The sequence below is a fragment of the Pararhodobacter sp. genome (assembly GCF_034676075.1).
In the GTDB taxonomy this organism is placed as follows: Bacteria; Pseudomonadota; Alphaproteobacteria; order Rhodobacterales; family Rhodobacteraceae; genus Pararhodobacter.
Genome location: NZ_JAUCCQ010000140.1, coordinates 1 through 10,646, shown reverse-complemented (window position 1 = coordinate 10,646; position 10,646 = coordinate 1). Strand labels below are relative to the sequence as shown.

11 protein-coding genes are annotated in these 10,646 nt (G+C 67.4%); 6 read left to right on the top strand and 5 right to left on the bottom strand.

The window, feature by feature from the left end; genetic code table 11:
* Positions 1-9 precede the first annotated feature (9 nt).
* Positions 10-708 (bottom strand): SGNH/GDSL hydrolase family protein, encoded by a 699-nt coding sequence (locus tag VDQ18_RS20910; protein WP_323022809.1) that lies wholly within the window; start codon positions 706-708, stop codon positions 10-12.
* Between the two features lie 137 nt (positions 709-845).
* Between VDQ18_RS20910 and VDQ18_RS20905 the strand changes: the two genes are divergently transcribed.
* Together VDQ18_RS20905 and VDQ18_RS20900 are read left to right on the top strand one after the other, a co-directional pair.
* Positions 846-1,238 carry a rhodanese-like domain-containing protein gene (locus VDQ18_RS20905; RefSeq protein WP_323022808.1) on the top strand — a complete coding sequence of 131 codons (393 nt, stop codon included), beginning with the start codon at positions 846-848 and terminating at the stop codon, positions 1,236-1,238.
* Positions 1,239-1,483: 245 nt separating this feature from the next.
* Positions 1,484-2,911 carry an alanine/glycine:cation symporter family protein gene (locus tag VDQ18_RS20900; RefSeq protein WP_323022807.1) on the top strand — a complete coding sequence of 476 codons (1,428 nt, stop codon included), beginning with the start codon at positions 1,484-1,486 and terminating at the stop codon, positions 2,909-2,911.
* 124 nt (positions 2,912-3,035) lie between these two features.
* Here the strand turns inward: VDQ18_RS20900 and VDQ18_RS20895 are convergent, their stop codons facing one another.
* Complete coding sequence (locus VDQ18_RS20895; RefSeq protein ID WP_107753598.1) at positions 3,036-3,290, bottom strand: GlsB/YeaQ/YmgE family stress response membrane protein; 255 nt, start codon at positions 3,288-3,290, stop codon at positions 3,036-3,038.
* A 127-nt stretch (positions 3,291-3,417) separates the two neighbouring features.
* Entirely contained in the window at positions 3,418-4,245 is an 828-nt protein-coding gene (gene dapD, locus VDQ18_RS20890; protein WP_323022806.1) for a 2,3,4,5-tetrahydropyridine-2,6-dicarboxylate N-succinyltransferase, read from the bottom strand.
* A gap of 122 nt (positions 4,246-4,367) precedes the next feature.
* Here dapD and VDQ18_RS20885 point away from each other — a divergent pair, with 122 nt between their 5' ends.
* Both VDQ18_RS20885 and VDQ18_RS20880 read left to right on the top strand, forming a co-directional pair.
* Complete coding sequence (locus VDQ18_RS20885; protein ID WP_323022805.1) at positions 4,368-4,778, top strand: hypothetical protein; 411 nt, start codon at positions 4,368-4,370, stop codon at positions 4,776-4,778.
* Between the two features lie 62 nt (positions 4,779-4,840).
* Entirely contained in the window at positions 4,841-5,236 is a 396-nt protein-coding gene (locus VDQ18_RS20880; RefSeq protein WP_323022804.1) for a VOC family protein, read from the top strand.
* Here the strand turns inward: VDQ18_RS20880 and VDQ18_RS20875 are convergent.
* Positions 5,233-6,144 carry a serine/threonine dehydratase gene (locus VDQ18_RS20875; RefSeq protein ID WP_323022803.1) on the bottom strand — a complete coding sequence of 304 codons (912 nt, stop codon included), beginning with the start codon at positions 6,142-6,144 and terminating at the stop codon, positions 5,233-5,235. The two genes, VDQ18_RS20880 and VDQ18_RS20875, sit on opposite strands and share 4 nt — an antisense overlap.
* Before the next feature lie 73 nt (positions 6,145-6,217).
* Between VDQ18_RS20875 and VDQ18_RS20870 the strand changes: the two genes are divergently transcribed.
* Positions 6,218-7,036, top strand: a complete 819-nt coding sequence (locus tag VDQ18_RS20870) for a TIGR00730 family Rossman fold protein (RefSeq protein ID WP_323022802.1) — start codon at positions 6,218-6,220, stop codon at positions 7,034-7,036.
* On the opposite strand, the gene dapE is transcribed toward VDQ18_RS20870, so the two are convergent.
* Positions 7,024-8,172, bottom strand: coding sequence for a succinyl-diaminopimelate desuccinylase (gene dapE, locus VDQ18_RS20865; protein WP_323022801.1), 1,149 nt, complete (start codon positions 8,170-8,172; stop codon positions 7,024-7,026). The two genes, VDQ18_RS20870 and dapE, sit on opposite strands and share 13 nt — an antisense overlap.
* A gap of 236 nt (positions 8,173-8,408) precedes the next feature.
* On the opposite strand from dapE, the gene VDQ18_RS20860 reads away from it, so the two are divergent.
* Positions 8,409-10,613: an ATP-binding protein gene (locus VDQ18_RS20860; protein WP_323022800.1), complete on the top strand. Its 2,205-nt coding sequence runs from the start codon at positions 8,409-8,411 to the stop codon at positions 10,611-10,613.
* The last annotated feature ends 33 nt before the right edge of the window (positions 10,614-10,646 follow it).

Below are 10,646 nucleotides of genomic sequence, written 5' to 3'. Positions count from 1 at the left end.
GTTTCGGCCCTAGGCCCGCAGACGGATCTCGCGCGCCAGCTTTCGGGCCCATTCCGCATAGATCGCCGGGCCCGGGTGGAAGCCGTCGCGGGCCAGCAGCGCCGGGTCCAGTTGCGCAGGATCGAAGGGCAGGCGGTGCAGGGGGACGATCGAATCGGCCTCGAGCACGCGGTCGAGCTTGCGGGCCTGCGCGCCCAGCACGTTGCGCAGGGGGCGGGGCAGCAGCGGGAACCGCTCCATCGGCGGCAAGCCCGTGCGCCAGACCTGCTGCGCACCGTGGCGCAACAGATAGGCGGCGATGGCGCGCTGCCGGTCCCGGAACCGCGCGGGCGAGACCTGATGCGTCACGTCATTCACGCCCAGCGCCGTCACCGCCACGTCGATCCGGCCGAGGTCGAGCTGCACGAGCCGCTCCAGCGTCTGGGCCGACGTAGCACCGGTCCGCGCCTCCAGCCGCCAGTGCACGGTGAAATCCCGGGCGAGATCGGCGACCAACCGCCCTGCCAGCGCCTCGTCCTGCGCGCCCACGCCAACCCCGGCGGCCGAGGAATCGCCAAGGACCAGCAGCCGCAGCACCGGGCCCTGCCCCGTCACCCCCTGTCGCGGCCCCGGCGGCTCGGGCAGCGCGAGGGCACGCAGCCGCACCGCGACGGCCTGCGGCAGCAGGACGGGCGAGAGGGCAAGGCGAACGGGAAACGAGGTCAGCATGACAGAACACCACCACGACCGGACATGTCGCCCCAGCATAAGCGCCAGAAAGGCTAACACCCGGTTTACGACGATAGCAGACGGGTTGCCTCGCCGCATCCCGCGTGATTGGCTGCGCCGAACTGAGGAGGAATGCCATGAAACGCGTCAAGGACATGGTGGCCGAGGCCAATGCGGTGATCGACCACGCCCCGGCGGCCGAACTGCTGGCGCTGCACGGGACCGAGGGCGTCACCTTCGTCGATCTGCGCGACCCGCGCGAGCTGGAACGTGAGGGGATGATCCCCGGGGCCTTTCACTGCCCGCGCGGCATGCTGGAATTCTGGATCGACCCGGAAAGCCCCTATGCCAAGCCGCAGTTCCAGACCGGCAACCGGATCGTGTTCTATTGTGCCTCGGGCTGGCGCTCGGCGCTCTCGGCCAAGGTCGCGCAGGAAATGGGGCTGAAGAACGTCATGCACATCACCGACGGCTTCGGCGGCTGGAAGGCCGCGGGCGGCCCGGTGGGCGAGAAACCCGCAAAGGGCTGAGCGCGCAGACGCATCCCGCACCCGACCAATTGCGCAATTGCTGGGCAGGCTGTCCGCCTGTCCGGTCATTTTCCCAGGGGGCGGTCAAAAAATCGGCTATTCCTTGTCTGTCCCGCAGGTTTCCGCCTAAGCTGTGACAGTTCGACGCAGTGTCGGGCCAAAGGTTCGAGGCCGGAACGGGACAGGCAACGCCCAAAGGCCTGCCCGACGCCGACAAGGCGGCTACTGCCAGAAGGGACAAGCGGATGGGTTTTCTCGATACAATCTTCAACGCGATCAATGATCTTACCTGGGGCTGGGCGCTGATCCCCTTCCTCGTCGTCCTTGGCGTGTTCTTCACGATTGCCAGCGGCTTCGTGCAGTTTCGTTTCTTCAAGCGCATGTTCCGCGTCCTTCGCAGCGACACGGATGCGGACCCCAGCAAGATCAGCGCGCGCGCCGCGCTGTTCGTCTCGGTCGGGGGACGCGTCGGCGGCGGCAATATCGCGGGTGTGGCGGTGGCCATCACGGCCGGCGGGCCGGGGGCGGTCTTCTGGATGTGGGCGATTGCGCTGGTCGGCATGTGCTCGGCGCTGATCGAGGCAACGCTGGCGCAGCTCTACAAGCGCACCGAGCCGGGCGGCGATTATCGCGGGGGCCCGGCGCGCTCGATCATCCATGGTCTTGGCGCGAATTATCGCTGGCTGGCGGTCATCTATTCCGTCTGCCTGATCGCGTCCTTCGCCATCGGCTTCAATGCGTTTCAGGGCAACACCGTGGCGGGCGCGGCTCTCGACAGCCTGTCCATTCCGCGGCTTTACACCGGCATCGCGCTGTCCCTCGCAACCGGGATCATCGTCTTTGGCGGCATTCACCGGATCGCCAAGGCCGCCGATGTCATCGTCCCGGTCATGGCCATCGGCTATCTGGCCATGGCGCTGCTGATCATCGTGATAAACCTGACCAGCCTGCCGGGCGTGATCATCGACATCGTCGCCAATGCCTTCGGTTTCCGCGAGGCCGTCGCGGGCGGCGTCGGTGCGGCGATCGCGCAGGGTCTGCGCCGGGGTCTCTTCTCGAACGAGGCGGGGCTTGGATCCGCGCCCAACGTGGCGGCGACCGCTTACGTGCGTCACCCGGTCAGTCAGGGCATCACGCAGAGCTTTTCGGTATTCATCGACACGATCCTGATCTGTTCCTGCACCGCGTTCATCATCCTGCTGGGTGATGTCTATGTGCCGGGCGCGGACGGTGTGGACGGGGTGATCCTGACCCAGCAATCCATGGTCAGCCATGTCGGTTCCTGGGCGCAGTACTACCTGACGGCGGCGATCTTCCTCTTCTCGTTCTCGTCGATCATGTACAATTACTACCTGGGCGAGAATGCGCTGAGCTTCCTGACCAACAGCAAGATGGCCCAGAACGCGCTGCGCGTCGCGATCATGGCGATCGTGTTCCTGGGCGCCGTGGCACCGGGCGCGACCTTTGTCTTCTCGTTCTCGGACCCGATGATGGGCATTCTCGCGGTGGTCAACCTGCTGGCGCTGATGATGCTGTTCCCGGTGGCGCTGCGGATCATCAACGATTACCGCGATCAGCTGAAATCCGGGGTCAAGCGCCCGGTCTTCGATCCGGCGAAATTCCCCGATCTGGACACCGACCCGAGCGCTTGGCCGGACGCGCCCAAGGCGTAAACACGCATCGGCGGGCGGGCGCCTGCGCCATCAATCTACCCGGGTAAAAAGAAACCCCCCGGACGCACGAGGTCAGCGTCCGGGGGGGGTATCCGGCCCTTGGGCCGAAATCCTCAGGCGCGGATCAGGCCGCGCGGCGCAGCATCCGGGCCAGCGCGATCAGCAGGCAGGCGCCGATGAAACCGACGATCAGCTGCCCGATCCAGCCACCCAGCGTGCTGCCCATGACCGCCATCAGGATGGCGTTCAGGATCAGCGCCCCGCCGATGCCCAGGATGATGTTCATCAGGATGCCCATGTTCGAGCGCATGAATTGCTCGGCGAGCCAACCAGCGATGGCCCCGATGACGATCGCTGCGATCCATCCAAGTCCGGTCATGATAATCCCCCATTCGGTAACGGGGCGCCGGGCCAGTCCCGGCGCTTGCGGTGTTAACCACCCGCGCCGGAAAAAGTTCCCGTCCGGCCGAAATCCGCTCAGCGGCTTTCCGGCCCTGCGTCGCGGATCAGTCGCGCAGCAGTTCGTTGATCGAGGTTTTCGAGCGGGTCTGTGCGTCCACGCGCTTCACGATCACCGCGCAGTAAAGGTTGACGCCGCCCTTCGACGGCATCGAGCCCGCCACCACGACCGAGCCCGCCGGCACTTCGCCATACATGACCTCGCCCGTCTCGCGGTCGACGATCTTGGTCGACTTGCCGATGAACACGCCCATGCCCAGCACCGAGCCCTCGCGCACGATGCAGCCCTCGACCACCTCCGAGCGCGCGCCGATGAAGCAATTGTCCTCGATGATCGTCGGGCCCGCCTGCATCGGCTCCAGCACGCCGCCGATGCCGACGCCGCCCGAGAGGTGGACGTTCTTGCCGATCTGCGCGCAGGAGCCGACGGTCGCCCAGGTGTCCACCATGGTGCCCGAGTCGACATAGGCGCCGAGGTTCACGAAGGACGGCATCAGCACCACGCCCGGGGCGATATAGGCCGATTTGCGCACGATGCAGTTGGGGACGGCGCGGAAGCCTGCGGTCTTCCACTGCGCCGCGTCCCAGCCCTTGAACTTGCTGTCGACCTTGTCCCACCAGCTGCTGCCCTGCGGGCCGCCGCTCTGCACATCCATGTCCTGCAGGCGGAAGCCCAGCAGGACCGCCTTCTTGGCCCATTGGTTGACGTGCCAGCTGCCGTCCGCGCCGCGTTCCGCAACCCGGAGCGAGCCCGAATCCAGCGCCGCCAGCGTCGCCTCGATGGCGTCGCGGGTCTCGCCCTTCGTGGCCGGGGTGATGCCGTCACGGGCCTCCCAGGCGGCTTCGATGGCGGTTTCGAGTGCGGCGTTCGACATGGGGCTCTCTCCGGGTGCGTTTTCCCGGTTGCCTATACAATGGGCGACGGGGACAAACAACGTTCCCGGCTGCGCCTTCTTGCCGCCGCCGGGGGCTGCAGAACCACCCGGCAGGAGGCCCGATGCACAGCGATTTCACCTTTTTCTGCGAGGCCTTCCGCCGCAGGCCGGAGGAGGCCGAGGGCGGCGAGGCCTTCATCAACCCCGGGATCTTTGCCGCCGATCTGGCCGCCTTCGTCGCCGAGGGGCTGACCCGCGCCGGATACCGCGTCGGGGCTCCGGTGGTCGAGGATTGGGGCATCGCGCTGGATATCGTCCATGACGGCGGGTTTCGCCTGATGGTCGGCTGCCACAGCGACGATTTCCAGAAGCCCGTGCAGCATCGGGTTTTTCTCGACCCGACCCGGCCCTTCATCCGGCGCTGGTTCAAGCGCATCGACACCCGCCCCGCGACCGAACCCCTCAGCGCGGCGCTCGAGGCGCTGATCCGGGCGCGCGCCGACATCACCGGGATCGAGGCGCAGAGCCTCTGAGCCGGTTGGACATCGTCCGCCCGGCATGCGAAGCCCCGGGCACACCGCAGGAAGGAGCCCCCATGGCCAAGATGATCCATTCCATGATCCGCGTGCTGGACGAGGCGCGCTCGCTGGCGTTCTACGAAACGACCTTCGGGCTCACGGTCGCCGACCGGCTGGATTTCCCGACCTTCACGCTGATTTACCTCTCGAACCCCGAAACCGGGTTCGAGCTGGAGCTGACCGTCAACAAGGACCGGACCGAGCCCTACGCACTGGGCGATGGCTATGGCCATCTGGCCGTCTCGGTCGCGGATGTGACCGCCGAACACGCAAGGTTCGAGGCCGCGGGGCTGAACCCCCGCAAGCTGGTCGATTTCGCCCCCGGGGGCGAGGTCATCGCGCGGTTCTTCTTCGTCGCGGACCCCGATGGCTATCAGATCGAGGTCCTGCAACGCGGCGGGCGCTACCTCTAGACCGGTTCCGGCGCGGGGTTCGCCCCGCAGAACAGCACCGCCACCGTCTCCCCCGGCGCCGGGACATAGGCGCCGGACAGAAGCGCGGCCAGGGCCGTGGCGCCTGCCGGTTCGACCAGCAGCCGCGCCTCGCGCCAGAGGAGGCGCTGCGCCTCGAGGATCGCGTCGTCGGTGACCAGCACGGAGGGGGCCCCCTGCCCCGCCGCCAGCCCGTAACACAGCCCGCCGATCCGCCGGGCGCCCAGCGCATTGGCGGCAACGCCCGAGACATCGACATCCACCGGCCCGCCCGCCGCGAGCGCCGCGTTCAGCGCGCAGGAGGTCGCGGGCTCGACCGCCACCACCTTGCGGGCGCCCTGCCACCAAGCGAGCGCACCGCCAATGAGGCCCCCGCCGCCCACGGCGATCAGCACCGTATCGGCGGTGAGCCCCTGCTCGTCCCATTCCCGCGCCAGCGTTCCCTGCCCGGCCAGCGTCCCCGGCGCGTCATAGGCATGGACCTGCATGGCGCCGGTCTTCGCCTCATGCGCCAGAGCCGCCTCCAGGGCGTCGGCGTATTGGCCCGGAACCACCGTCAGCCCCGCCCCGGTCCGCTCGATCAACGCGATCTTGGCGGGACCCGCCATTTCCGGCACGAAGATCTGCGCCGGAATCCCCAGGCTCGCCGCCGCATACCCCACCGCCGCCCCGTGGTTCCCGCCCGAGGCCGCAACGACGCCCCCCCCAGGCACCGGCCCCTTGATCAGCGAATTGAAGGCGCCGCGCGCCTTGAAGGTGCCGGTGTGCTGCAGGTGCTCCAGCTTGATTTCCATGGGAAAGCCGCCCAGCGTGATCTCCATCACCGGGGTCCGGCGGACATGGCCCGCAATGCGCCCGGCCGCCGCCTCGATCTCTGCCCGCCAGTCCATCGCCGCCTCCGTTACTGGTCTTCCCGTCGCCGGGACGATAGTCAGGGTATCCCACGGAGGAAAGGGTCAGACGATGAGCGACAACCGCCGCCACGCATTCCGCCGCAGCCACGAGGACCGCGTGGCCGCCGAACAGGTGCCCGACACGCCGCAGACGCTGTCGCCCACCTATCGCCTTGCCTTCGCTGACGAGGAATTCCTCTGCCGCGACGAATTGCGCCCGGTGCGGCTGCAGCTGGAGCTGCTGAAGCCCGAGATGGCGATGAACGAGGCCGGCGTCACCTCGACCGTGGTGCTGTTCGGCGGCGCAAGGATCCCCGCGCCTGAAAACAAGGACCGCGCGCGCACCCCGCAACTGGCCGCACTGTCGCATTACTACGAGGAAGCGCGGATCTTCGCCCGCAAGATGACCGAGATTTCGCTGGCCGCGGGCGGCAACGACTGGATCATCGCCACCGGCGGCGGCCCCGGCGTGATGGAGGCAGGCAACCGCGGCGCGGCCGAGGCAGGGGGAAAATCCCTCGGGCTCAACATCGTGCTGCCGCACGAGCAGGCGCCCAACCGCTATGTCACGCCGGAACTCTGCTTCAACTTCCACTATTTCGCGCTGAGGAAGATGCATTTCCTGATGCGCGCCAAGGCGGTCGTCGTCTTCCCCGGCGGCTTCGGCACGCTGGACGAGATGTTCGAATCCCTGACCCTGATCCAGACGCGGCGGATGAAGCCGATCCCCTATCTGCTGTTCGGCCGCGACTGGTGGGAAAAGGTGGTCAACTGGGAGATGCTGGCCGAGGCCGGGACCATCGCCCACGAGGACCTGTCGCTGTTTCGCATGGTGGAAACCGCGGACGAGGCCATCGAGGCGATCATGGGCTGGGATCAGGCGAAGTAAGCGTCCAGCATCCGGCGGTAGACGGCTTTCAGCTGGTGCACATGCTCGACGGCGACATGTTCGTCGGTCTTGTGCATCGACTGGCCGACCAGCCCGAATTCCACCACCGGGCAATGGTCCTTGATGAACCGCGCGTCCGAAGTCCCGCCCGTGGTCGACAGCGCCGGGCGGCGGTCGCAGACCGCCTCGACCGCGTCGGCCACCAGATCGGTGAACCAGCCGGGCTCGGTGACGAAGCTCTCGCCCGAGACCTTCACCACCAGCGAGAAGTCGATGCCGGTTTCCTCGGTGACCCAGGCGATCTCGCCCTCCAGCCAGCTGGTCAGGCTGGCGCCACTGTGCAGGTCGTTGAAGCGGATGTTCAGGACGGCGCGGGCCTTGGCCGGGATCACGTTCGTGGCCGGGTTGCCGGTGTCGATCGTGGTCAGCGCCAGCGTCGAGGGATCGAAAAGGGCGTTGCCCTGATCCAGCTCATGGCTCGCCAGCCGGTCCAGCAGCCGGACCAGCGCGGGCAGCGGGTTCCTCGCCCGATGCGGATAGGCGGCATGGCCCTGCACACCCCGCGCCTCGATCCGCGCGGTCATCGAGCCCCGGCGGCCGTTCTTCATCATCTCGCCCATGGTCTCGGGGCAGGTCGGCTCGCCGACGATGCAATGGCTCATCCGCTCGCCCTCGGCCGCCATCCAGTCCAGCAGCGCAACGGTGCCGTCGGTGGCATCCCCCTCCTCATCGCCGGTGATGGCGAGGATGACGGCGCCATCGGGCGGCGTCTCGCGCACGAAATCAACCGCCGCCGCGACGAAGGCCGCGACGCCCGATTTCATGTCACAGGCGCCCCGGCCGTAGAGCCGCCCCTCGGCCAGCGTCGCCGAAAACGGATCGAAGCGCCATTCCGCCGGATTGCCGGGCGGCACCACATCGGTATGGCCGTTGAAGCCGAAGGAGCGGTTGGCGCCCCGCGCGCCCCAGCGGGCATAGAGATTGGCGGTGTCGCCGCGGTCGACGCGGGTGCAGGTGAACCCCGCCGCCGAAAGCTCGGCCTCCAGCAGACGCAGCGCCCCGCCCTCCTCGGGCGTGACCGAGGGACAGCGGATCAGGCGGGCGGTCAGATCGACCGGATCGAGGGGCGCTTGCATGGCAGCCTCCGGTTAAAGCGATGCTGACCTGCTAGCCCAAGCTTTACGTCGCATCAAGAACCGGCCCAAACGCTCGCCATCATTGACGTATCGCACAGGAAAGGTCACACTTCACCTGTGGGTTGCATCGCAAATTGCATAGCCCCGGGTGCAGGACACAGATCATTAACTAATTTTGGGCAAACCGATCAGGCAATCAGCCGGACATAACGTCGGACGGGCCGGGACCAACAGTCATGAGTGATGACATCATCAGCAACGAGACGCGGCTTACCCGAATCCAGGCGTTGGTGGTGGATATCCTCAACGACCTGCTGCGGGCGCCCATCGACCAGACCGACGCGGTGGTGCAGGAAGCCATCTCGCGCATCGGCGATTATTGCGTCCGCGACCGCGCCTATGTCTTCGTGAACCGCGGCGAGGTATCGGATAACACCCACGAATGGTGCGCCGAAGGCATCGAGCCGATGAAGGAGCATCTCCAATCCCTGCCGATGGAGATGCTGGGCCCGAGCCTGGAACCGCTGCACCACGGCGAGCAGTTCAACGTCCCCGACGTGGCCGAGCTGGAGCCCGGCTCCCCCTCGCGCGAGCTGCTGGAATCGCAGGCGATCCGTTCGATCCTGCTGGTGCCGATGATGTCCGAGGGCAAGATGTACGGCTTCGTCGGCTTCGACGGGGTCCGCAACACCCACGGCTTCCTGCCGGGCGAGGTCTATCTGCTGCAATCGGTGGCGGATGTGATCTGCTCGGTCCTGCTGAGGCGGGAAAAGGAACTGGCGGTCCGCGCCGCGCAGGCGGAGCTGGCGGGCGAACGGGCCTTCCTGTCCTCGATCCTGGCCACCACGGCGATGGGCATCATCGTCTTCGACGAAGAGGGCGTGATCCAGTTCGCCAATGACGCGGCCGTCACGGTGATGGGCGTCTCGCTGGAACAGATGATCGGCAAGCGCCACGACGACGACGGCTGGCGCTACACGCGCGAGGACGGCACGCCCTATGTCAAGGGCGACACGCCCTTCGACCACACCATCGCCACCGGCCAGCCCTGGCCCGCCGAACGCTTCGCGCTGCATTGCCCGGACGGGCTGCGCTATTGCTCGGTGCATGCCGCGCCGGTGGTGGGGGGTGAGACCTCGACCGCGCGGGTGGTCTATGCGGTGCTCGACGTCACGGACCAGGTCCACGCCGACCGCGAACGGCAGGAAGCGCTGGAGGAAGCCAACCGCGCCAATGCCGCCAAGTCGAATTTCCTGGCCAAGATGAGCCACGAGATGCGCACGCCGCTGAACGGCGTCCTCGGCGTGGCGGAAGTGCTGGAGCGGCTGGTCAGCGACGCCGACCAGCGCCGCATGGTCAAGGTGATGCACGATTCGGGCGCGCTGCTGCTGAGCATCATCAACGACCTGCTGGACATGTCGAAGATTGAGGCCGACCTCCTCGAGATCGAGACGGTGCCCTTCATCCCGACCGATCTGGCCCAGCGCATCGAATCGGTGCACACGCTGAAAGCCTCGGAGAAGAAGATCTCGTTCGGCGTCACGCTGACCGGCGATGGCCAGGGCGCGCGGCTGGGCGACCCCCACCGCATCCTGCAGATCCTGCACAATGTCATCTCGAACGCCGTCAAGTTCACCGAGACCGGCTCGGTCGGGGTGGATATCGACTGCACCTCGCCCCGGGGCGTCACCCTGCGGATCCGCGACACCGGCATCGGCATGACCGAGGCGCAGATGGCGCAGGTGTTCGAGGAATTCAGCCAGGCCGACAGCTCCATCGCCCGGCGCTTCGGCGGCACCGGACTGGGCATGCCCATCGTCCGCCGCCTGGTCGAGATGATGCAGGGCACGATCGAGCTGAAATCGACCATCGGCAAGGGCACCGAGGTGCATATCTTCCTGCCGGTGCCGCGCACCGACATGCCCGAGATCCGCTACGCCGCGCCCGACCCCGCCGTTGTCACCGGATCGTCCGACCTGCAGGGGCTGCGGGTGCTGGCCGCCGACGACAACCGCACCAACCGGATGATCCTGGGCGCGATGATGGGACAGCTTGGCATCGCCGCGGTGCTGGTGCCCGACGGGACCGAGGCGCTCAGGGCCTATGAGCGCGAGGATTTCGACCTGGTGATCCTCGACATCTCGATGCCGGATCTGGACGGTGTCTCGGTGCTGCGCCAGATCCGCGCCCGGGAAGCCGAGCGGGCGACCGCGCCCGGCGCCCGGCCGCCCGCCACGCTGCTGCCGATCGTCGCCTTCACCGCCAATGCGATGTCGCATCAGGTGGAGGGCTATCTGCAGGCGGGCTTCGACGATTGCATGACCAAGCCCCTGCAGCTGGACCGGCTGCGCAGCGTGCTGGGCTCGCTGATCGCCGAACGCGGCCGCCGCCGTCCCCAGCCCCGCGGCGGGGTGATCCCGCTCAGGGCGACCTCGGGCTAGGAGCGGTTTCGCCCTCGTGCCTCGGGCGACCGG